The organism is Bradyrhizobium sp. 613_E4_N2_2, assembly GCF_052075995.1.
Classification (GTDB): Bacteria; Pseudomonadota; Alphaproteobacteria; order Rhizobiales; family Xanthobacteraceae; genus Bradyrhizobium; species Bradyrhizobium barranii.
Map to the genome: position 1 here is coordinate 5981650 of NZ_CP197234.1, position 24095 is coordinate 6005744.

General features: G+C 63.0%; 15 protein-coding genes. 7 read left to right on the plus strand and 8 right to left on the minus strand.

Annotation, left to right across the window (positions count from 1 at the left end; translation table 11 throughout):
- Positions 1-56: 56 nt before the first annotated feature.
- Positions 57-950 carry an SDR family NAD(P)-dependent oxidoreductase gene (locus AB7290_RS28825; protein ID WP_085401048.1) on the plus strand — a complete coding sequence of 298 codons (894 nt, stop codon included), beginning with the start codon at positions 57-59 and terminating at the stop codon, positions 948-950.
- Positions 951-1179: 229 nt separating this feature from the next.
- Positions 1180-4083 carry an ATP-binding protein gene (locus AB7290_RS28830; RefSeq protein ID WP_085401047.1) on the plus strand — a complete coding sequence of 968 codons (2904 nt, stop codon included), beginning with the start codon at positions 1180-1182 and terminating at the stop codon, positions 4081-4083.
- A 261-nt stretch (positions 4084-4344) separates the two neighbouring features.
- On the opposite strand, the gene AB7290_RS28835 is transcribed toward AB7290_RS28830, so the two are convergent.
- Both AB7290_RS28835 and AB7290_RS28840 read right to left on the minus strand, forming a co-directional pair.
- Complete coding sequence (locus tag AB7290_RS28835) at positions 4345-7194, minus strand: ATP-binding protein (protein WP_441254221.1); 2850 nt, start codon at positions 7192-7194, stop codon at positions 4345-4347.
- A gap of 127 nt (positions 7195-7321) precedes the next feature.
- A complete protein-coding gene (locus AB7290_RS28840; protein ID WP_028153535.1) occupies positions 7322-7603 on the minus strand; it encodes a hypothetical protein in 282 nt (93 codons plus the stop codon).
- 313 nt (positions 7604-7916) lie between these two features.
- Here AB7290_RS28840 and AB7290_RS28845 point away from each other — a divergent pair, with 313 nt between their 5' ends.
- The 3 genes from AB7290_RS28845 (at position 7917) to AB7290_RS28855 (ending at position 10174) form a co-directional block, all read left to right on the plus strand.
- Positions 7917-8159 (plus strand): hypothetical protein, encoded by a 243-nt coding sequence (locus AB7290_RS28845; RefSeq protein ID WP_085401044.1) that lies wholly within the window; start codon positions 7917-7919, stop codon positions 8157-8159.
- 404 nt (positions 8160-8563) lie between these two features.
- Positions 8564-9787 carry an ABC transporter substrate-binding protein gene (locus AB7290_RS28850; RefSeq protein WP_244623235.1) on the plus strand — a complete coding sequence of 408 codons (1224 nt, stop codon included), beginning with the start codon at positions 8564-8566 and terminating at the stop codon, positions 9785-9787.
- Positions 9788-9940: 153 nt separating this feature from the next.
- Positions 9941-10174, plus strand: coding sequence for a hypothetical protein (locus AB7290_RS28855; protein ID WP_063984302.1), 234 nt, complete (start codon positions 9941-9943; stop codon positions 10172-10174).
- Positions 10175-10477: 303 nt separating this feature from the next.
- Here the strand turns inward: AB7290_RS28855 and AB7290_RS28860 are convergent, their stop codons facing one another.
- On the minus strand, positions 10478-11371 hold the full coding sequence (locus AB7290_RS28860) for a helix-turn-helix transcriptional regulator (protein WP_085401041.1): 894 nt from the start codon (positions 11369-11371) through the stop codon (positions 10478-10480).
- A gap of 596 nt (positions 11372-11967) precedes the next feature.
- Here AB7290_RS28860 and AB7290_RS28865 point away from each other — a divergent pair.
- Positions 11968-14868 (plus strand): ATP-binding protein, encoded by a 2901-nt coding sequence (locus tag AB7290_RS28865; protein WP_085401039.1) that lies wholly within the window; start codon positions 11968-11970, stop codon positions 14866-14868.
- A gap of 80 nt (positions 14869-14948) precedes the next feature.
- Positions 14949-16157 carry an ABC transporter substrate-binding protein gene (locus AB7290_RS28870; protein WP_085401037.1) on the plus strand — a complete coding sequence of 403 codons (1209 nt, stop codon included), beginning with the start codon at positions 14949-14951 and terminating at the stop codon, positions 16155-16157.
- An 87-nt stretch (positions 16158-16244) separates the two neighbouring features.
- Here AB7290_RS28870 and AB7290_RS28875 read toward each other — a convergent pair whose 3' ends face one another.
- From AB7290_RS28875 to AB7290_RS28895, 5 genes are all read right to left on the minus strand, one after another.
- Positions 16245-16946 (minus strand): hypothetical protein, encoded by a 702-nt coding sequence (locus AB7290_RS28875; protein ID WP_161495808.1) that lies wholly within the window; start codon positions 16944-16946, stop codon positions 16245-16247.
- A gap of 10 nt (positions 16947-16956) precedes the next feature.
- A complete protein-coding gene (locus AB7290_RS28880) occupies positions 16957-18228 on the minus strand; it encodes an efflux RND transporter periplasmic adaptor subunit (protein WP_063984307.1) in 1272 nt (423 codons plus the stop codon).
- On the minus strand, positions 18225-21407 hold the full coding sequence (locus AB7290_RS28885; RefSeq protein ID WP_085401034.1) for an efflux RND transporter permease subunit: 3183 nt from the start codon (positions 21405-21407) through the stop codon (positions 18225-18227). The genes AB7290_RS28880 and AB7290_RS28885 overlap by 4 nt, the downstream gene beginning before the upstream one ends.
- 139 nt (positions 21408-21546) lie before the next feature.
- On the minus strand, positions 21547-22467 hold the full coding sequence (gene rpoH / locus AB7290_RS28890) for an RNA polymerase sigma factor RpoH (protein WP_085401051.1): 921 nt from the start codon (positions 22465-22467) through the stop codon (positions 21547-21549).
- A gap of 194 nt (positions 22468-22661) precedes the next feature.
- A complete protein-coding gene (locus AB7290_RS28895) occupies positions 22662-24083 on the minus strand; it encodes a sensor histidine kinase (RefSeq protein ID WP_085401032.1) in 1422 nt (473 codons plus the stop codon).
- Positions 24084-24095: the final 12 nt, after the last annotated feature.

The following is a 24095-nucleotide window of genomic DNA, read 5'->3' on the forward strand; positions in this document are numbered from 1 at the left end:
CCGTGTCGCGACGGGGCCGCCAGCGCCGCAGAGGCTGGAATGCGATTGGGAATCGAATGAGCAAAGTGATCATCGTCACGGGTGCTGCAAACAGCATCGGACGAACCACCTGCCGGCAACTGATGCAGGCAGGCCACACGGTCTACGTTTCAAGCCGGGAAATGAGTGGCCCTATTGCGCAAGGGATCGAGGAGGCTGGATCAAATCCCGGCCAGCCCGGCCCCGATCTCCGCACGATCGAGTTTGACGTCTCTTCGGAATCCTCAGTGACCTCGGCCGTTGAGACCATCATCGCCGAAAACGGCCGCCTCGACGTGGTCGTGCACAATGCCCGGCAAGTCGTTTACGGACCCGCAGAAGCCTTCACGCCGGAGCAGCTTGCCGAGCTCTACGATACCAACGTCCTGATCGCACAGCGCCTCAATCGCGCGGCGTTGCCACAATTGCGCAAGCAGGGTCAGGGCTTGCTGATATGGATCACGTCAAGCAGCGCGCGGGGCAGCTCGGTTCCGTTCCTCGGCGCCTGTGCTTCAACGGAAGCCGCCCTGGATTCGCTGGCACTCAGTTACGCCGGCGAGCTCGCACGTTGGGGCGTCGAGACGACCATCATCGTTCCCAGTGCTCTCGGACCCGGCCACTATGTCCGATCCGGCCGGCCGCAGGATACTGTTCGGGCGGAAGAATACGCGGATGGTCCAACCGCCGACGTGAGTGAAATCGCGCTTGCGGGACTCGCGCAGCTTTCGCCGAAGGATACGGCCCCACAAGATGTCGCAAGCACAGTTGCGAATGTCGTGAACATGCCGTTCGGACAACGTCCGCTGAAAGTTCATTTCGGCCCGGATGACGATGGGGCGGCAGCTGTCGACGCCGTCGCCGACCGCGCTCGCACGGAACTGTTCCGCCGGATCGGCCTGGAGGATCTTCTCAAGCCCGTGTTGATCCGATGAGATCACCCATTGGCGGAGATTTCCCCAATCGACGGTCGTTCCCAAAAAATCGGGACTCTCCCCGGAGTTCCCTGCCCTCCGGACGAAAGTGATCAGCGACATTCATCGGTGATCCTTTACCGCGATACTGCTGGATGTTACGTTTGGAGCTGCCACCGCGGTCACACGTTTCGGCCCGAGTTCAAGTCATAGAGTACGACGAGTCGGTCGTCGGATTTAATATTTTCAAATGGTCCACCGCTGGCAGAGCAACGCCACAACAGCCACGACCGGACCCTCTCTCCAGGAGAGCTCCGCTCAAGAGATTTTCGTCTTTGGGCCGTTTCGTCTGGACGCCTCGCAGAGACGGATCGAGAAAGATGGCAATCCGGTTCAACTGTCGGCTCGCGCATTTGACCTTCTGCTGACACTGATCCGGCATGCGGGCGACGTCGTCAGCAAGAGCGATTTGATCGCCAGGACATGGCCAGGCTCCAGCGTCGATGACAACAGCTTGCGCGTCCATATCGCAGCACTCCGCAAGGCGCTCGGGGACGGCAATGCCGGCGCCAAATATCTGAGCACGGTCTCGGGACAGGGTTATTGTTTCGTCGGTTCGGCCGCGAGCCCGGAGCAGAATCAACCTGCACCGACCAAGCCTGTTCGCGCGCACAACCTGCCGGCACATCCCTGGCAGATGGTGGGCCGCGAGCAAACCATCCAGGATATATCGGAAAGGCTCAAAGCCCAGCGTTTCATCACGGTCGTCGGCCCGGGCGGCATCGGCAAGACGACGGTCGCTGTTTCCGCGGGCCACGCCCTTCTCGCGGAATTCGCCGGCCAGGTTCACTTCGTCAGTCTCGGTGAGACCCGCGATGCCGCTCTGGTACCGGCCATTGCAGCATCTTCGCTCGGGCTGCGGGCGCGATCGGACGATCCCTCAAACAGTCTTGTTGCAGTCCTGCGCGACCGGCGGATGCTGCTCATTCTGGATTGCTGCGAGCATGTCGTCGACGCCGCAGCCGCGCTGGCCGAACGGCTCTACCAGGAGGCACCGCAGTTGCACATCATGGCCACGAGCCGGGAGCTGCTGCGGGTCGAAGGCGAGCACACATATCGGCTCTCGCCTCTGACAAGCCCGCCGGAAAATGCCGTTCTGACGGCCGAGAGCGCGATTGCCTACCCCTCCGTAAAGCTCTTCGTGGAGCGCGCGGCCGCAGCTGGAGGTGAGTTCGGATTGACGGATGCGAACGCGTCGGACGTCGGCAACCTCTGCTGTCGGCTCAATGGCATCCCGCTCGCGATCGAGCTCACCGCCGGCCATGTGACCGCATACGGAGTCAAGGCCATGGTCCAACTCCTCGACAAGCACTTCAATCTGCTGTGGGAAGGACGACGCACGGCGCTGCCCCGGCACCGGACGCTTCGCGCAACCATCGAGTGGAGCTACGATCTTCTATCCGAGCCCGAACGGGTGGTTCTCAGCCAGCTATCCGTGTTCGTCGGCAGCTTCACCGCCGAAGCCGCCCGAGCGATCGCCGGCAGCGATCCCACTAGCGACGACACGACCATGGCTGCGCTCGACAACCTCGTGGCCAAGTCGATGCTTGCCCTGAACCAGGGCTCGCAATCGATGCGCTACAGGCTCGCGGACGCGACGCGGGCCTACGCGCAGGAGAAGCTCGCCGCCAGCCCCGACGCCGAGATCGTGCCGCTACGCCACGCCTCCTACTTTCGGGATTTGCTTGAAAAGACGGCCGACGAGCCGAATGAAGGCCTGTCGTCGATGGCCGATCAATTCGGCGACATACGCAGCGCGCTGGCGTGGTGCTTCTCGGATCGAGGCGACCGCAGAACCGGCGTCCGCCTCGCTGCGGCAGCGATCCCCCTGTTCTTCAAGCTGTCGCTCTTCACCGAATGCCAGTTCTGGGTCACGCGCGCAATCGAAGCGCTTCATGAGACGGGCGGAAGTGTCAGGCACGACCTCGCACTTCATGCCGCGTTGGCGTCGGCCCGGATGCTGACGGGACAAATCGACGAATTGGGCGTCGGCTATCTCGACAGAGCGGTCAGGTTGGCCGAGACAATTGGCGATGTCGCCGGCCAAATCCGCCTGATTGGCCGACTGCATCTGCTCCAATTGCTGGTCGGCAATTTTGACGATGCGCTGGCCACCGCTAAGCGCGGCGAAGCGATTGCCCTCGCCAGCAACGATTCCGTCGGAGTGGCGCGCATGCGCATGTTGCTCGGAACGTCGTGCCACTATCTGGGCGAGGTTGCCGCGTCTCGCTCGTACGTCGAAGCGGCGCTGTCCCATCCGGGACTGGAAGGCGACTCCCGTGGCGGCCTGACGTCCGATTACCCGAAGCGTCCTCAAATCACCCTCGCCCGCATCTTGTGGCTCGAGGGACATCCCGATCAGGCCACGGCGACGGCGCGCCAAGCCATCTCCGATGTGATCGCCATCAACCATCCGACCATACTGTGCATAGCGCTGCCCTGGGCATTCGGTGTTTTCCTCTGGAACGGAGATGTGGGGGTGTGCGAGGAGCACATTGACAGGCTCCTCGTGGAGACCCGCAAGCATAATCTCGCCACCCTCCAGACGGTCGGCGACGCCATGAAAGGGATTGCGCTACTGGCCCGCGGCGAGAGTGATATCGGGCTGGCCATGCTGAACGCCTCCGTCAAGAAGCTGCAGAGCCAGCGCTACGGCGCGGCGGCCGGACTTTGCGTGCCGCTCGCGGAAGCTCTGGCGGCGACAGGTCGTGGAGATGAAGCACTCGACATCCTCGATCAGGCGATTGCCCGGGGTCGGCGTCGCAACTTCATGGTGGAGATGCCGGACATGTTGCGGGCAAGGGCAGAAGTGCTGATCCGCAAGGACAATCCCGACTTCCTGGAGGCGGAGCGGAGCCTGGCGCAATCACTTGACCTTGCCCGACATCAGGGGGCGCTCGGTTTTGAGTTGCGCACGGCAATCGGTCTTGCAGGGCTATTGCAGCGGCGGGGCCGCCGCAGTGAAGCGCAAGACGTGCTTGCGCCCATCTATGGACGATTCACCGAGGGGTTCAATACGCCCGTCCTGAAAGCGGCCAGCGAATTGCTTGCCGAATTGGCGTCTCCGCCTTCGGGCTCGCTCGCCGCGAGTTAATCTCTCTGACAAACTCGCGTGGGGTGCGCGAACCTGCAGTGGCCAGGTCGCGCGGCTGGCGGCGATGCCGTGCAATCCGGATAGAAGCGCGCGGCATGGAAAGACCGCGTCGAGGGGCCGGCGCATTCTTGGTCCGGCAATAGGACTTCGAAGCCAACGTTCTGGAGCACGGGGGATGCGGCGCTCGCCGAGGCCGCACCTGCGTCCGATGACATGTATCGGACGCCGCCCCCGGGGCATCCTGGAGCACCGACCGTACTATTATGTCGAAAACTCCGTCATCATCGCTCTCGCGAGCCTGAGATCCGTGGTCTCGAAACCCTCAGTGAATTTGCCGTACACAAGAGCCAGGATTTGGTGCGCATCGGCGGGACGGCCCTGACTCGTCCTCAACCGTGCCAGGCTGATGGCCGCTCTCAGCTCCCAGAACAGCGCACCTTGGCCGCGCGCGACTTCGAAAGCCTTGTCGAAGCACTGCTCGGTGGCGATAGCCGAGCGACGCTCGCCGGGATGCCGGAGCAACTCGCCCTTGATGCGCCAGAGCTCAGCCGCGTACCACCGCTCATCCCTCGCCTCGCAGCGCGCAAGCGCCTCGTCCGCGGTCGCAAGCCCCAGCGATACTTCGCCGACCTCTCCGAGACATGCTGCCAGTTCGCCGAGAGGAAGCAGGAAGCGCGGCAGGAAACGCGCCTCGCCCGCCAGCTCGAGCGCCTTGCGCAGCAACGTCAATCCGGCGGCGACATCGCCACGCCGCGCCATCACCATGCCCCTGAAGGCGCGCGCCCATACGTTCCATAGACGGATCGGATGACGTTCGGTGTGCTCGAGCAGCATGGTGCAATAGCCTTCCGCAGCATCGAGGTCGCCGGCCAGGAAAGCAATCGGACAGGCACCCTGGCCGAGTACGCTGCAGAAGGTCAGGGCATGACCACTCGCACGGCCCTCCTCGACATTGCGCTCGACGACGCTCAGTGCCTGATCCGCCAACCCGAGAAGCCACAGGATGCGCGCCTGGAAATAGCGTGCCGAGGCTCGCAGGTCGAACCTGAAACGGATCACCTGCGGCTTCGCCGCCAGATCGGAAAGGCGAGACAAGGTCCGCCCAATGTGATGATGCGCCAACCGCTGGTCACCGAGGTAGTGCAGCGTCGTGGCAAGCAGCCGATCGCCCATCATCCGGTCGACCGAATTTTGGGAATCGGCCACGATATCCGCGAAGCGGTGCGCGAATTCCAACGCCTTGCGGAACTCGCCGTTGTTGAATTGATCGATGCAGAGCCCCCAAAGCGCACGCAACAGATAGTCGCTGTCGCCGAGCTGCTCGGCCAGCTGCAGGGTCGCCGCCCAGGCCGGACCGGCCTCTCGAGCCCTGCCAACGCCGTACATCAGTGACCAGCCAAGCGCGGCCGATAATTGCATGCGGAGCCGCAAAGCGCCCGCGGCGCTGCCGTCGAGGCTGGCCAACGCCAGTTCGGTCCGCTCGCGGCACTCGGCGAGGAGCGACAATTGTACCCATAACGGGACGGCCCCTGCGGTCAGCGCCACTCCGATCTGCGCATCTCCGTCGGGCGAGAAAGCCCAATCGAGGCTGGATCGTACGTTGTCGATGTGCTGGCCATAAAAGCCGAGCCACTCCGCCTGCGGTTTCACTTCGCTGTCAGCTTCCGCATTCGCAAAGAACCCGCCATAGTATCCGGCCTGGCGGCGCGCGACGCCGGGAAATTCGCCGCTGGCGTGAAGCTTTTCCAGCGCATAGGCGCGCGTGGTGTCCAGCAGGCGATAGTACGGGCGCTCGCCGCGAATATCCGCAAGGACGAGCGACTTTGCCACCAGGTTGGCAAGCTCCGCGGTGACATCGCCCATCCCTTCGCCGGCGACCGCGATCACGGCATCGAGTAGAAACTCTCCGGCAAACACGCCGAGCCGCCGCAGAACCCGCGCCTCGGCGTCCGGCAGTAGATCGTAGCTCCAGTCGAGCGTCGCACGAAGCGTTTGCTGCCTGGGCAACGCAGTACGCCGGCCGGTCGTCAGAAATTTGAACCTGTCGTCGAGAAGTGCCGCGATCTTCGGCGGACTGAGCATCACGGCGCGCGCCGCCGCGAACTCGATCGCGAGCGGAATGCCATCCAGCCGGCGGCAGATGGCTGCGACGGCATCAAGGTTCTCTTCGTCGAGCGCGAAGCTGGAGCCCAGCGCTTTCGCTCTGGTCGTGAACAATTCTACCGCCGTGTAGGCCGATGCGGCGTCAGACCCGAGCCGGACTTCGGGCGGCACACCCAGGGGCGGAACGCGATAGACATGTTCGCCGTCAATGCGCAGCGCTTCGCGACTTGTCGCCAGGACGATCGTTCCGGAACACTGGCTGACGATCGTCTCGGCCAGTTGGGCCACGGTATCAACGACGTGCTCGCAATTGTCGAGAATGAGCAACAACTGCCTGGCTCCAATCGCGCGCGCTATGGAGCCCGGGGTGATCTCCTCCCCTTCGAGCTTGATACGGAGCGTGCTGGCGACGGCCGAGCACACGAGCTTGGGATCGGGCAGCGAGGCCAATTCGACCAGCAACCGGTCGGCCGCAAAACCGGCTGGCGGCGTCCTGGCAGCTTGTAGTGCAAGGGCCGTCTTGCCGATCCCGCCAGGCCCGACGAGGCTCACGACGCGATAAGCCGATAGAAGCTCCCACAAACGCGCGACCGCGGTGGTGCGGCCGATGAGAACGAATGATGCATTGGGAATGTTGGTCGACGGCAGTGGCTGGGGTGCGGCAGATTGTAGCGGGGCAGCCATCTGCCGGGTCCGCCATGAACCCAGCAGGCGATAGCCCCGGCCGACCGTTGTCGCCAGCATGTCACGATCCGAACCAAAGGCCTTCCGGATCGCCGCGATATGGACCCGAAGTGCACTCTCCTCGACGAAGACGCCGCGCCAGACACGCTCCGTCAGGTCATTCTTGGTGACCAGCCCGCCTTCGGCCTGAGCCAATTCCGCAAGAATCTCGAAGGCACGACCGCCCAGAGGAACGGACTCTCCCATCGAGCGCAGTTCGCGTCTGGCAAGATCGATCTCCCATTCAGCGCAAGCGTAGACGGGGCGCTGGTTTGGCTCGGCCATCATCGGCATAGCCCCAGGCGGTTGCTTGATCTTGCGCCCAGCGTATCACCAACGCATTCAAAATACACAATCTGTCCGGCGACCAAGGCCGCCAGACACTCGCCGCAAATATCGCAATGCTCGCACGTCAGCAGCCGCGACAGATGGATCCTTCCAGCATCTTCTCGACCCGTGCGTCCTCCTTGTCGATGGTCGCATCCGAGCCGAGCAGCGGTCCCTTCGTCGGATGACCAACCCCCTCCGATGACGGGAGCGCGGTGCCGAGCGAGTTCGTTCCCGGCGCAGCAGCGCTGGTACCGAGCGCGCCACCGCTCTCCATCGACATGTGGGATCCCATGCCGCCGCGGGCCGATGCGACACCCGAGAGCGCAAGACTGGCGACGACGCAGAGAAACCAGAGCAGTCTCATGGCTCACACTCCTCATGTTGTATGACCTGCACCTAGAACTGGGCGTCGCACACGATTCGACCACGCACGATCGCGCGAGCAACTATGACAATTGTGACAGAGTTCGGCTTCGAAGACGCATCAGACCTTGGTAACCGCGCGCACTGCCTGATATTCCCGTCATCTTCTCGCAAGAGTGATGCTCAACAAGCGGGGTTTTCCGGCCGGACTGCCTATATAGCCCGGTATAGAAAGCAATTCCGGAAACGCCATCAGCCGAGCAGCGATCATCGCCAAGCGACTCTCCGCACATCACAAGCAATGGAGAATCGCTATGAGTGCATTCAAAACCCTGATCGCCGCAGTGCTGCTTTCAACGGCAACGATATCATCCGCCTCCGCGGCCTGGTCCTATGCCGATCAGGAGCCCGCCGCATTTGCATCAATGTATCCCAATCGCGACGTGCTGAATGGCGGCGCATTGACGCCGGCAGGGCGAATGGGTCTCGAGCGGTCCGGTGGCGCGGCTCCGGTGTTCGGAGCGGGCCACATCTACAACCGCCACGGGCATCGGTGAGCGGCGGCAACACGCAAAGGCAAATTGCCGCGTCACCATGCCTGTCTGTGACCTCGCTCGGAGTGCGACCGCGCCATGCGGCGCACCCCGCGGGTCCGGAGCCTCGATCGATATCATCGGCTCCGAACGTTTGTTCGCGACGACGGCGTAGAACGCTCCCCCAGATCGGGCGCCGGTGACGGGTCAATTCTACGCACACCATTGTAAAACTTCACAGTTCTTCAGCTTCTGTAATCCGGCTCGCGTCGGGTCCCGCGCTACACTCCGGCTATCGACTGTTGGACGAGCAGGCCCTCCATTGGCGCCATACCGCCGCCCGGCAGGCACGAAGACCAGCAGCGCTATGGAGGCATCGCTTGATCACCGGTGGAAGTGGCCATTTGAGTCCGGACATTGCGAGGCGCTTGCGAAAACTAGCGATCGTCGCCGTCATATTTGCGGCCGGCGCAGCCAGCGCCTCTGCGCAACAGCGATACGATCCCGGTGCGAGCGACACCGAGATCAGGATCGGCAACATCATGCCCTATAGCGGCCCGGCATCGGCTTACGGCATCATCGGCAGGACGATGAGTGCGTATTTTCGCATGGTCAACGACAATGGCGGCATCAACGGCCGGACAGTCGCGTTCATCTCCTACGACGATGGCTACAATCCGTCCCGAGCGGTCGAGCAGGCACGGCGGCTCGTCGAGGACGACGAAGTGCTCGCGATCTTCGCCCCCTTCGGTACCGCGAGCAACGCCGCCATTCAAAGGTACATGAACCATCGCCACGTGCCGCAATTGTTCGCCATATCGGGGGCATCTCGCTGGGCTGATCCCGTCCACTTTCCGTGGACGATCGGCTGGCTACCGAGCTACCGAACCGAGGCACGCATCTACGCGGACTATATCCTGACGCATCACCCTGGCGCCAGGATCGGCATCCTCTACCAGAACGACGACTTCGGACGCGACTATCTGGCTGGCCTGAAGGAGGTGCTACAAGACGGGTACGCGCAAATGGTGGTTGCGAGCCTGCCATATGAAATCAGCGAGCCGACAATCGACTCGCAGATCGTGGCGATCAAGGCGGCCGCCCCCGACATTTTCATCAATGTCGCCACGCCAAAATTCGCGGCTCAGGCGATCAGGAAGCTCGCCGAGCTGGACTGGCATCCCGTCCACATCATGACGAACGTCTCGGTTTCGGTCGGCTCTGTGTTGAAGCTCGCAGGACTGGACAACGCGAAGGGAGTCCTGAGTGCCGGGTACCAGATGGACGTGACCGACCCGCAGTGGGACTCATACCCGGGCATGCAGCATTTTCGCGCGTTCATGGCGAAATACTATCCGGACGCAGATCGATCCGAAAGCGGCCCGCTGGTGGCATTCAATATGTCGAGCGCGCTCGTTGAGGTGCTTAGGCGCTGTGGCGACGATCTCACACGCGAGAGGATCATGCAGGTGGCGACGAATCTCGACATCGAGGGGGCGGCCTATATTCCCGGCGTCCGGGTCAAGACATCGCCGACGGACTTTCGCCCGATTGAGCATCTCCAAATGATGCGCTTCACCGGCGAGAAGTGGGAATGGTTCGGTCCGCTCATGAATGGCCATTCGGACCAGATAACGCTTTCGCCCGACTAGCGAGCAATCGCTTTCGAGATGAAGCGCGGGCGCCGACTTCGTGCAAAGGCGAAAATGATCGTTCAATTGATACTGCTCATCCGACACACGCGTACACATGTCTGGCAGGCGAGCCGAGGCGTTCCCGGCGTCGCTTTGTCAAGGAGACGTGCAATGACTACACTGAAGCTCTTGTCGGCGGGACTGATGGTTTCGGCCATGATCGCCTCCCCCGCGATGGCTCGCGAAGGCAACAACCAGGCGCGCCGGACCAATGACGACGCCTATGCGTCGGTTCAGCGCGTTCCGGTGACGTCCAAGCGCAACTGTGTTCGCGCTCCCGACGTCGGCGCGTATGCGAGCGACCCCTGGCGTCGGCCTCCGTGCGAGCCCAAGTCGGGCTATTGAGCACGCCAGCCGGAGCGAGCCCCCTTGCCGCAAGGCAATCGTCAGCGCGGACTTGAAGAGATTCATCTCGGCGCTTCGGGGGCTTCCATCTCACAGACGTGACTGGAGGAAGAATGGCGGCCCTATGAAGCCCCGTTCTTCCGACCGGCCCTGTCTGAGACGCATTGATCCGTACCAACGCCGCGGCCCGGCATCTGCAGCGGATCCGAGAGCGATGCCAGCTCCATCGCGGAATTCACCAACCTCGCCACTGCAGTCTCAGGCCCCGCGAGGGCAGAGGCCTATTCGGTCGAGGCAGGGGCATCAAAGATCGAATCCAGCCGCAGCGGCATCTCGCCATCGACTCGGCGTGTCACCCGTGAAGCGCCTGAACGTCGTCGTGAAGTGGGCCTGGCTCTGAAAACCCACTGTGAGCGCGACCTCAACAATCGGCATCTCGCAGTCCCGCAGCAGATCCTTGGAGCGCTGTATCCGGTGCCGCAAGATATATTCGTGAGGCCTGCAACCCGTCGCGGCGCGGAACTGGGCGGCGAAATGCATCCGGCTCAGGCCCGCGGCCGCGGCAAGATCCGCCAGCACGATTTTCTTGCGGAAGTGAGTCTCGATATAGTCGAGCACCCGCTTGAGCCGCCACTTCTGCAATCCGTGGACCGGCCTTTCAGAAGTGCATTGGCCGACGCGGGCTCGCTCGTCGAACCTCGGCTCCGCCTCGGACCGCAAGGCAAGGAGCCGGGCAATGACGGCAAATCGCAGGGCGTCGACGCAAAGGGCGCTATCGGTGGCCTTCAATCGCTCCATCGCGACGAGAGCTTCGGACAGGCGCTGAACAACCGGATCGTCGTCACAAATGGGCGCCGTTGTCAGAGAGCTAGGTGCAGTCATGGCCGCGCGTTGCCACGGGATTTCGACGCGAAGCCAGCCGGTGTCGCGCGCCGGATTACACGGGGATATGCTGGAGCTGCGCCGTGGCCGCCCTTCGATCGCAATGACCAGACCGAGCCGCTCGAAGGCAATCGTCGTTGCATCAAGGGGGGACAGATCGTCCCTGCGCGAAACGGTGGTAGGCGCGATGACCTTCGGAAGCGGCGCGATCGAGGCCATTGCGATGGCCGAGCGGAAATCTGTTTCGTCCGCGGTGACGGTCGCCTGGGTGTCGCCATGCTTCGGTTGTGGCGACAGTAATAATGGCTGAGACATGATCTTACTCTGGCAAGGACAATCCAAACGATGATGCCCCATTCCGGCGAAGCGCATCGATCGCAGAGTAAGGTAGCAAGCTATGGCCCGATCGCGAGTGAAGAGGCGCAAAATCAGGAAACTTCAGGCTCTCCTTCGCCGACTTGCCGACACAGTCGAAGCGATGCGTCGTGCCATCCTTTCAATCGAGATGCCGCGCGATATCCTGCAGCTCGCGATGTGAACAGGTGTCGCTTCGACCGCTCGATAACGAAGAGACCAAGCAGGCTGCCGAGCTTCTGAACCGTTGCGACGCGAAGTCCCCTGCCCCGTGTTGCTGTCGGGATGTGCTGCACGCTCCTTCCGGCCCGCTCTCCCATTTTGGCACTCCCATTCGTCCTCACGAATTCGTGTGCAAGCAACGAGCGTTTCGGACGCCTGCATCGAGCCATGGCGAACAGCCGGCTACTGAGAAGGTCGTCTTGACACCCCAACGGCCTCCCCTGTACGACACCTGGGCATACTGACGCTTTCAGAATCTTGCCAGGGGCGGTGATCTTTGGGGGTCACGTCACTCTCCTAGATTGCGGCAGTGAAGCTGATCCACGGACCCCCTTATGTCGCCTTCGCCCGCTGTACGAACCTACTCTTTCGGTAACTGGCTCATCGATTGCCAGCGGAGAGAGCTGAAGTGCGACAACATCACGGTCCCGATCGGAAGCCGCGCATTCGAGATTCTCGAGAAACTGGCGGGTTGCGCCGGTCACCTGGTGACCAAGGATGATTTGATCGGAAGTGTCTGGTCAGGCCTGGCCGTCGAGGACAACACGCTACAGGTCCATATCTCCGCCGTCCGCAAGGCGCTGGGCAAAGATCGCGATCTCCTCAAGACGATCTCGGGCCGTGGATATACCCTCGCCGGGACCTGGCGAAGCGGGCATTTGGATCAGCCCGCAGCGACATCGGTATCCGTCCCGGCCATCGAATCCTTTTCGAACAACCTGCCGAACACGCGCGCTCCTCTTATCGGGCGCGAGGATTGCCTGAGCGAAATTGCCGAACTTATGTTCGCATATCGGGCCGTGACTTTGGTCGGCCCGGGAGGCATCGGGAAAACAAAGCTGGCCATCGAACTTGCGCGCCTGGTCGCATCCTCATTCGATGGTGCGGTGGCGCTGGTCGAGCTCGCGACCTTGCATGATCCGGCACTTGCGACATCGACCACCGCCCGTGCGCTCAAGCTGGCCTTGAGTGACAAGGAGGTTTCGGCCGCCTGCATCGCGCAGGCTATCGGGTCACGGCGTCTGCTTCTCATCTTGGACAATTGCGAGCATGTCATCGACATCGCTGCACAGATCGCGAGTGCCGCACTTCGCTATTGTCCCAATGTCACTATTCTTTCGACCAGTCGGGAAGGCCTCCGCATCGATGGCGAATACGTTGCGACCATCCCGCCGCTGTCGGTTCCGGACTCTGGTTTGCGTGATCCCGGTGTGCTGTTGCAGGCAAGCGCCGTGCAGCTCTTCGTCGCTCGCACACAGTCGCTACGCGCGAACTTCTCTCCAGGCGCGGACGATCTGCTGAAAGTGGCTGCCATCTGTCGCCGGCTCGACGGAATTCCGCTCGCGCTGGAATTCGCCGCGGCTCAGACCGCGAATCTTGGGGTCGACACGGTCTTGCTTCGCCTGGACAGGCGAATGGAGTTGCTGAGCGGCGGCCGCAGGGACCAACTGCCACGGCACCAGACCCTGCGAGCGACGCTGGACTGGAGCTACGATCTGTTATCGCCCGACGAGCAAAGGCTGTTGTGCTGGCTCGCGGTGTTTCCGGCAGGTTTCACACTCGATGCGGCCATTGCAATGATGGACGACGCGTTGTCCCGGTCGGACGTCATCGAAACACTGTTCAATCTGGTCGGAAAATCGCTGGTCTCGCTCGATCCCTCCTTCGAAGGGCGGTGGCGTCTGCTGGAGACCACCCGCGCCTATGCTCTGGAGAAGCTGGCAGAAGCAGGGCTCTGCGAGCAGGCCAGCAGACGGCATGCGGGCTTTCTCAGGCAGCTCATCATGCCACCTGGCGATGCCTCCCCCGCCTCCGACGATCTCACTCGCCTTGCCCAGGAAATTGGAAACGTGCATGCAGCGCTCGACTGGGCCTTCGCACCCGGCGGCGATGCCGCGCTCGGCGTAGAGCTGACGGCCGGCTTTGTGCCGGTGTGGATGCAACTGCTGTCCTTCATGGAATGCTCGACCCGGGTCGAGCACGCTCTCGCCCATCTTGACGGAGAGCTCACCTGCAATCCAAGGCTCAAGGCGCAGCTCTACGTCGCGCTGGGGTTCGCGCTTCTCAATACGACTGGCTCGGCGGATCGCATGAAGGCGGCCCTGAACATCGGGCTTGCACTCGGCGAAGAGCTGTCCGATCTCGAGCTTCAGCTCAAGGCTGTTTGGACGCTGTGGAGCTATAATCTCAACTCGGGCCAATATGACGCGGCCAAGAGCGTCGGAGAGCGATATCTGGCGATCGCCCTTCGCACGGGAAACCCCGCCAACGAGACGGTCGGCCGCCGCCTGATCGGCGCCGCCACCCATTTTTACGGCGCGCAGGAGGAAGCTCGACGCGAACTGACCCTGTCCCTGGACCACTCGGCTCACGGATTGAAGGACGGCACGAACCAGATGTGGTTCCTGCTCAACCAGACCGTCCTGGCAAAGGCCATGTTAGCCCGCGTGCTGCTGCTCCAGGGAAAGATCGCCCAGAGCAGATCCCTGGCCGCGGAATGCCTCGAGGAGGCGCAGCGTGAGAAGGACAAGCTCGCGATCGCTTACGCGCTGCGGAACGCCGTGTGCCCCATTGCGCTGATGACGCATGATGTCGCCACTGCCGATCAGGCGATAGCGTCTCTCCTCGAGCTCGTCACGCGCGAGGGAATAGCTTTCTGGACGAGCTGGACGTCCTGCCTGAAGGGGCAGTTGCTCGTCCTGCAAGGCAGACATCACGATGGAATAGATCTGCTGCGCAGCGGACTGAAAGCGCGGGCCGAGAACGGCTGGCTGATGCGCAATCCCGAATTTCTCGGATCGCTCGCCGAAGGACTGTTCGCGGTCGGCGAGACTGCGCAGGCCCTGGCCGCCGTGGAAGATGCCCTGGCCATCTCCCGGCAAGGCCAGCAATTGTGGTGCCTTGCTGATCTGCTGCGGATCAAGGGCGAGATCCTGCTTGCCGATGGCTCGTCAGATCGGTCCCGCTCGGAAGTCCTGTTCTCCGAGGGCCTGTCCGTTGCCAGAGAGCAGCAATGCCGCTTCTATGAGCTGAAGGTCGCGGCAGCCTGGGCAAGGATCATGGCGGCGTCGGACCGCCAGCAGACCGCTCTCGATCTCGTCGGTCCGGTCAGCGCTCTGTTCGATCGGGAGGTCGATCTTCCCGCGCTCGCCTTTGCGCGCGGTCTCGCTGCAAGTCCCGGCATCTCGATTTCGACAGGCGGCGACGACCGGCCCCCGTCCTGCACCTGCCACTAGGTTGCTGATCTTTTCGACCGGCACGACATGTCCTGCAGCGCTGGACCAGCCCTCACACTCAATCCTCCGGATCGCACCAGATGAGCATCTCTCGACGACAGGTCTTAGGCAGTGTTGGCGCGTCGGTGTTTTCGCCCGGCATCATCCGCGCCCAGGGCACGAGACCGATCAGGATCGGCGAGATCAACTCCTATAGCAGCGCGCCCGCGTTTACCCTGCCCTATCGCCGCGGCTGGCAGTTGGCGGTCGAACAGCTGAATGCGAGTGGAGGTCTCCTCGGGCGAGAGCTGCAGGTCATCAGCCGGGACGATGAAGGCAAGCCGAGCGTCGCGCTGCGTGCCGCCGAAGAACTGGTGCGGCGGAATGACGTCGATCTTCTGGCAGGCGCATATCTGTCGAATGTCGGACTGGCAATCAGCGACTTCGCCCGGCAAAACCGGATCCTCTTCGTGGCGAGCGAACCGCTCACCGACGCCCTCGTTTGGGAGCAAGGGCATCGATATTGTTACCGGCTCCGCCCCTCGACATACATGCTGGCAGCCATGCTGGTGGAGGAGGCAGCTCAATTGAAGGCGACGCGGTGGGCGACGATCGCCCCGAACTACGAATACGGGCAGTCGGCCGTAAGATGGTTCACGCAGCTTCTGAGCCGCCGTCGTCCCGACGTCGAGTTCATCAACAGTCAGTGGCCGCCGCTGGGCGCCATTGATGCCGGCGTGGTCGTTAACGCTCTCGCGCAGCAGAAACCCGAAGCGATCCTCAACGTCACCTTCGGACCCGATCTCGCCAGATTTGTCCGGCAAGGCAATGATCGCGGCCTGTTCGAAGGGCGACACGTCGTGTCGTTCACGACCGGCGAACCCGAATACCTTCTTCCGCTCGGGCAGGACGCCCCGGAAGGATGGATCGTGACCGGCTATCCGGTGACCGAGGTCTTGGATCACGCCAACAACGCCTTCGTCTCGGCCTATTCCGCACGATATGGCGAGGCTCCCACGATGGGATCCGTGGTCGGTCACGCCTTGATCAGCTCCATCGTGGCACCGATCGCAAAGCTCGGGAAATTCGATACCGAGGCGATGGCCGACGGCTTTGGCAACGTCGGCTTCGAAACGCCGTTCGGCCCGGCGATTTGGCGTTCGATCGACCATCAGAGCACCATGGGGACCTTCGTCGGCCGCACCACTGTACGGGGCAACAAGGGCGTGATGGTGGACTGGAAATACCGGGACGGTGGAACGATGCTGCCGCCCGACGCCGAAGTTTTGAAGCTACGCCCGGCAACGTGAAGCGCTGGTACGGCCAAGGCTACGCCAGCCGACGTGTCATCCCCCGATCCGCACGCGGTGCGACGAGAGTCCTGTAGCGGCGTCGCCTCAGCATCCCGGCGGCAAGATCGGCGACACTCCCGGCGTTGGCGCCGCGCCTGAGGCGTTGGCCGGCAACACGGTCGCAGGCGCTGCGAGATTCATCGAGACGCCTTCCGCGCAGGCCGTGCTGTTCGGGCTCGGCATGACGGCGGCATTTGGATCGATGCCGGTACCGCCGGCAGCGCTGGTGTCCGCCAGGATCGTGCCGGGCGCGAGACTGGACGGCACTTGCGGGATCGAGAGCGGCAGGGACGCAGCGCTTGTCGCGAGCCCTCCCGGCGTCGAGCTGCATGCGACCGTCGTCCCCGTTCCCGCCGGTGCCGCTGCGGGAATCGTTCCGATGGAGCTGCCGGTTTGCCCTGTGACCGGCAATAGCGGAGCGCCGATGCCTGACGCTGACGAGCCGATGCTCGATACGATCGGGGTCGCCGGCACCGGCATCGGGGACGTCGATGGCGTGGCGCAGACGACGACCGTACCCGGCGTCGTCGGATCCGAGGCGAGCGGAACAGGCGCCAGCGTCGTGTCGGGAACGCCAGGCTCGGTTGTTGCGGAAAAGGGCCCCGGACTATTGAGCGGCGAGGTCACGATCGCGCCCGGTACGGTTGGAAGGCCCATCGCCGTGGTGCCCATCGTTGAGACCTGCGCCTCACTCGAAGAACAGCCCAACAGCAGGGCGATCGTTGTTGCGAGCACGACCCGGATCATCTCTATGCTCCTAACTGACCTCGACCTTGCGAATGGTGACCTTGCTGCCCTCCGCCAGGTTCACCGCCGGATTGAGCACGACCTGGTCGCCGGGCTGTAGGCCCTCGCGCACTTCAATTGTGGTGCCCAAGTCCCGCGCGATCGAGACGTGCTGCAGATGAACGGTGCCATTCCGCACGACCGCGACATGAAGACCGTTCTGATCGAAGACGAGCGCATCGGACGAGACGGTCATCGACGGCGTCTTGCGTGGGATCGACAGCTCGACCGTGCAGTAGATACCGGGACTTAAGGCACCGTCCGGATTGGGCACGTCGATCTCGGTCAGCAGAGTTCGGCTTCCCGGCTGCAATGCGCTTGCGATGCGCGTGACTTTCCCCGGAAACGTCCGCCCCGGAATCTCGGGGACGCGAATATCCGCGTCGACGCCCGGTCCAACTCCGAAGGCCTCGTCCTGCGGCACGAAAACCTGGGTTCGGATCACATTGGAATGCATCAGCGTGAACATGAAGGTCGACCCGGCCTGCACCAGGCTGCCATTGTCCACGTTGCGCTGTGTGATCACGCCGTCGAACGGCGCCACCACGCGCTGGTAGGCTTTCTCCTGCTGAAGGACTCGAATCTGGGCCTCCTGCGCCGTGATGTTCGACTGGGCGACACCCACGGCCGCCTGCTGTGCACGCAGGGTGAGACGATCGTTGTCCCCCTGCTGTGCCGTCAGCCAGCCTTGCTTGACCAGATTGCTGTCGCGCGCATTGGTGACGTCGGCAAGCTCCCGGCTCGCTTGCGCCTGCTGCAAGGCGGCCTGGTTTTGCGCCAGCGTCGCCTGGGCCTGGGCGATCTGCTGGTCGAGCTCCGGAGCGGTGATTGCCGCGAGAAGATCGCCTTTCTTGACCCGATCGCCGATATCCACATAGCGCTTTTCGATATAGCCACTGGTCCGCGCGAAGATATTGGCTGCCTCGAACGCGGTCGTCGTCGCCGGCAAGGTAACCTTCATCAGGTCGCCGCTGGGCCGGACCACCGCCACCCGCACTTCCGGAATGGCGGTTCTCACCTGCTCCGCCACTGCAGCGACCTCACGCGCCGCCTGATAGTGCCGCCAGCCGCCAATGCCGAGACCGCCCGCGAGCAGCAGAAGCATACCTCCTCCGAGCAGCGCGCCGCCGTAACGGCGTCCGGATGGCGCGGCCTTGCCGGGGAGCTCGACGATGCGGCGGCTCTCCGCATCGGGCGGGTCCCTCGCCTCGTCGTCATTGGTCCGCACACGAACGTCGCTCATTCCGGTTGCTCCTCGAATACGCCGTGGTGAGGCTTGCCATCGTTACCTTTGCGCAGCATGGCAAAGAGGTACGGCACGATCAGCAAAGTCGTCGGGGTCGCGAACAGAAGTCCGCCGATCACAGCGCGCGCGAGCGCGGCGTTCTGCTCCTCGCCCGGACCTCCGAGCGCCATCGGGATCATGCCCACGATCATCGCGGCAGCAGTCATCAGGACCGGCCGGATCCTGGTGCGGCCCGCGCTCAGCGCCGCCTGGAACGCGGAATGTCCCTTCAATTGCTCATCACGCGCGAACGTCACGAGCAGGATCGAATTCGCGGAGGCAACGCCGACCGCCATGATCGCCCCCATCAGCGAAGGCACGTTCAGTGTCGTTCCGGTGATGAACAGCATCGTCAAGATGCCGCACAAGGTCGCCGGCAGCGCCATGATGACGACGAAGGGATCGCCGAAGTTCTGGTAGTTCACGACCATCAGCAGGTAGACCAGGATCGCGGCAAACAGCAGGCCGATTCCGAGATTGCGGAACGACTGATTCATGCTCTGGATCTGTCCCAGGACCTGGATCGAATTACCCGGCTGGAGCTGCTTCTGGAGTGTGGACGTGACCTTGTTGATATCGGCCGCGACGCCGCCGAGATCGCGACCCTGGACGCTCGCATAGACGTCAAACACCGGCTGGACGTTGGCCTGGTTCGAATTGGTGGGGACACTCCCCCGCTTGAACGTCGCGACATTGCTGAGGAGACCGGGCACCGTCTGCCCGCTCGCGGCAAGTGAGGCCGACACCGGCGTGTTTCCCAGTGCGTTCAGCGAATTGGCCCTGTATTCGGGCGTCTGCACGGCCAGATAATACGGGATGCCCGACGTCGGATCGGTCCAGAAGTTCGGCGAGACCTGAGCCGACGAGCTGAGGCTGACATTGATATTGGTCGCCACCGTGCTGGCGTTGAGCCCGAGCTGGGCGGCCCGCGTGCGGTCGATGTCGGCATAGAACGCCGGAGCATCGACTTCCTGCTGCAGATGCGCATCGACGACACCGGGGATCGCCGCGAGGCTCTTCTGCAGCTCCTTGGCCACGGCCAGATTGTTGTCGCCATAGCCAACCGTGCGGACATCGATCTGCGCCGGAAGACCGAAGTTCAGGATCTGCGTCACGATGTCGGCCGCCTGGAAATAGAACGTGTCCTCCGGGAACGCCGCCGGCAGCACCTGGCGCAGTTTCCTGACGTAGTCCGCGGTCGGCTTGTGCCCATCCTTGAGCGACACCAGAATGGTGCCGTCGTTCACACCGATCGTCGAGCCGTCCGTGAATGCGAGATTGTAGGGACGCGCCGGAAGCCCGATATTGTCGACGATCAGCGCCCGGTCCCGCTCCGGAATCACTTGGCGGATCTTGTCTTCGACCGCCTGGAAGATTGCTTCCGTCTTCTCGATGCGAGTGCCCGCAGGCGCGCGAACGTGGAGCTGGATCTGGCCGCCGTCGATCAGGGGATAGAAGTCCCTGCCGACATAGACGAACATGATGGCGCCGAGGGCCAGCACCAGCACCGCGACGATCGGCACGACGACGCGACGCCGAAGCAACGTCAACAGCAAATCGGAATAGCCGTTGCGCAGGCGTTCGAATCCGCGCTCGAACATCGCAGAGGCGCGGCCGAAGATGCCCGACGGGCTTCCGCCCTCGCCATGGCGCCGCTCGCCCTTCAGCAACAGGCCGATGGTGATCGGCGTCAGCGTTCGCGACAACGCATATGACGCCAGCATCGCGAACACCACCGCCAGACCCAGCGGGGTGAAGAGGTATTTGGCCGGCCCTTCCAGAAATACGACCGAGGTGAACACACAACTGATTGCGAGCGTGGAGACGAGCGTCGGCACCGCGATTTCAGCCGCCCCGTGCAGCGTCGCATCGGGCAACGGCATGCCTTCCTCGGTCCAGAGTCGGTGCGTGTTCTCGATCGTCACCGTGGAATCGTCGACCAGGATGCCGACCGCGAGTGCAAGCCCACCGAGCGTCATCGTGTTCAAGGTCTCGCCGAGACAATACAGCACGACCAGCGAAGACAGCATCGCCAGCGGGATCGAGATCAAGACGACCAGCGTCGATCGCCACGATCCCAGAAACAGCAGGATCATCAGCGCCGTGAGGCCCGCCGCGATCGCGCCCTCGCGCAGCACGCCATCCACCGAATGGGTGACGAAGACCGACTGGTCGAACAGCTCGTTGATCTTCAGCCCTGCAGGAGCCGACGCGCGAATCGAACTCAAGGCCTTCTTCACCCCGTTGACGACGGCGAGCGTCGAGGCATTTCCGTTCTTGATCACGCTGAGCAGGACGGCGCGATGACCGTCCTCGCGCACGATGTTCTGCTGGACCTGGGAGCCGTCCCGGACCTGGGCCACGTCCTTCAGGAAGATCGTGGCCCCGTTCACGAACTTGACCGGGATCATGTTGAGATCCTTGATCGAGGCCGGCGTGGCATTGGTTCGAACGGTGTACTGGGTGTCGCCGATTTTCGTCGTCCCGGTGGGCAGCGTCAGATTTTGGGTGTTCACCGCATTGACGATGTCGAGCGGCGTCAATCCGCGCGACAGGAGCTTGTTCGGATCGATGTCGACCATGATCTGGCGGTACTTGCCGCCGGCAGGCGTGGGCAGCGTCACGCCCGGAACAGGCGCCAATTGCTGCCGGATACGGTAGATGCCGAAGTCGTATAGTTGCTGCTCGTTCAGACTATTGGACTCGAGGCTGAGCTGCAGCACCGGCACGCTCGATGCATTGAACTGTACGATGATCGGCGGCTGAATGCCCGGCGGCATCAGGGCGCGGATGGCGTTGGTTGCCGAGACGATCTGCGAGATTGCGAGGTCGAGATTCACGTCCGGCTGGAAGTAGATCTTCTGAACCGACAGACCGTTGAGAGTTTGCGCCTCGATGTTCTTGATGCCGCTGACATTGGCGCTGATCGAATACTGGCTGTAGGTGCTGACGCGCTGCTCCATCTCGGGCGTCGACAGGCCGGTGTAGCTCCACACCACCGTGACGACGGGAATGCGGATCTCCGGAAAAATGTCCGTCGGCATCGACCAGATCGCGATGCCGCCGAGAAACAGGATCAGCGCCGCAAGCACATAGAACGTGTGCGGAAACCGTAGCGCGAAGCGAACAATTCCCATGGTGGTTCTGCCTGAAGCAAGTTGCGCGGGATCATTGAATAGATGAGGACGGGAGAGCATCCGTTCAAATGAAAACGAATTCAGATGCTCCGCGGCAGGACAGACATCATTCGTACCGGCATCACCGCTTCTCGATCGCTCATGGAGCGGTGAGCTCCCGCGACCGTGAGCCCGAGGCGCCGTCGGCGCGCTTGCGTGCCGCATCCTGCGCGGCAAGAATTGCGGCTCGCCTGACCTTGGCAAAGGCGCGGATCTCGATCTGCCGAACCCGCTCGCTGGAGATCGAAAGCTCGAAGCCGAGTTGGTCCAGCGTAACCGGGCATTCCGCCAGCCGCCTTGCCTCCAGAATATGACGCTCGCGTGCCGTGAGCATGCCCAGCGCAACGCGCAAGGCGTTGGTACGGCGCTCCGTCTGCTCATGATCGGCGAGTACCGTCTCCGCGTCGATCGCCTGATCGACCAGCAACGCTTCCCATTCGGTTCCCTGCTCGTCGTCGCCAACGCGCGCATTCAGCGACATGTCACCGTTCAGGCGGGAATCCATCTCGATCACCTCACGCGCCGTGACGTCGAGCCTTTCCGCGATCGTCTCGGCGACATCGGGCGTGAGCGCCGCCATCGCGCCGCCCGCGGCTTTCCTCATCTCGCTACGGAGCTTGAAGAACAGCTTCTTCTGCGCTGCCGTCGTGCCGATCCTGACCAGAGACCAGGAGCGCAGGATGTATTCGTGAACCGAGGCCTTGATCCACCAAACCGCATAGGTGGAGAACCGCGCACCGCGGCCGGGTTCGAAGCGTGACGCCGCGATGACGAGGCCGAGATTTGCCTCCGCAATCACATCGGCCAAGGGCAGACCGTACCCCTTGTAGCCGCGCGCCACCTTGGCTGCGAGCCGGAGATGACTCGTGACGAGCGCGTTCACGGCACCACGGTCCCGCGTCTCGCGCCAGCGGCGTGCAAGCTGCTGCTCGTGACCGGGCTCAAGCAGTTCATAGCGCTTGATGGCCGCGGAATAGGCGCTGAGGAAGGAGGGCGATGGGGCTCCGGCCGCGACAGCCATGGCACCATTCCTCACGCCTTCGGGGCGGATCTGCATCTGTCACTCCCACATACGAAACCGGCGAGCGGACTCTAGGAAGCCTCCGGAGGCAGAGGCGACTGAATTGAGCGTAACAAACCTGAATTCGCCTTCAGACATTCGGCATGTCACTCGGCATGTCATGGCATCGAGAACATCACGCATCATGAGGGGCATCACATCTGATTAACGGTTGCGAGAGTTGGGGTCCGGGACCGGCATGCGGCGGCTTTGCTCGCCCTCCCGGTCCAGGCAAGGATCTCGATCCGCCCGCCGGGAGCCGGACCGATGATCAATCGAAAGCCATGCAGCTTGACGATGGCGGCCACCAGGCTCAGTCCAAGCCCAACCCCCGGCGTATTGCGCATCTTGTCGGAACGATAGAATCGCCGCAGCACCGCTTCGCGCTCCTGCGTGCTGATGCCGGGTCCGGTGTCACTTACGCGCACGAGCGCCGTGTCGTCTTCCGACACCAGTTCGAGCCTCACCTGGCCGCCGGGCGGCGTGAACTTGACGGCATTGTCCACGAGATTGGCCATCGCTTCGAACAACAGGTCCCGATCGCCCCACACCTGCACATTGCGATCGATGACGACGCCAAGCCCGATGCCCTTGTCTTCGGCGATGGGCTCATAGACGTCGCACACCTCGCGCAGGATCTCGTCGAGCGCAACGTTGCCGAAACCGGCGGTGCGGCGACTGTTCTCGATCTCGGTGAGGCGCAGCAAGGCGGTGACGATCGCGAGCGACTGATCGATTCCGGCCATTGCCTTGTCCGTGACCTCCTGGAGCTGCTCCAGGGTGGTCGCATGCGTTCGGCCGCGCTCCAGCGCCAGGCGAGCGCGCGTGAGCGGCGTCCTGAGATCATGGGCGATATCGTTGCCGACACCGGCAAGCGCGTTGATCATGGTCTCCATCTCGGCGAGCATGCCGTTGACGATCCTGGCCAGTCGCCCGAACGGATCGTCGGAATTGTCCTCCGGAAGCCGCTCGCGCAACTCCCCGGCCACGATCCGCTGCACCCGCTGGTTCACCTCCTCCACGCGTCTCTGGGCGCGAACGCTCAGCCACGCTCCGGCCAGCAGACAGAGGCAGAACGCCGGCAGCAGGCCGAGCGCGAGTGCCTGCCCCACGACACTCGAGATCTCGTGCGTCTCATCGACATTCCGTCCCATCACCAGGACATCGCCGTTCTCAAGACGCCTGCCCACGACCCTGATGACCGGTCCGTGGACCGCCGATTTCTCGATGAGGTCGAGCCGCACACCCTGCGCCGCTCCGCCGAGATCGAGTGCGCGCGGCAAGCTGTCGATGTTGCCGGCCAGCCGGGTGCCGGCACCATTGAAAAGTCCCGCGTACTGCACGCCCCTGGAATCCTGCTCGAGATGATCGGAGATCGCTCCGATGCGGCGCCCCGGCGGCAAATCGGCGATGAAGTTGATCCGGGTCGCGATCATGCGGTCGGATCGCGCGATCAGATAGTCGTCGAGCTTCCAATAGGTGAACGCGAACAGCCCGACCACGAACAGCGCAAATGCGGCCGCCACCGCCAGGGCCCAGAGGAACGTGTTCGAACGGATGAACTGAATCTGGCGCATCGAACCGGCACT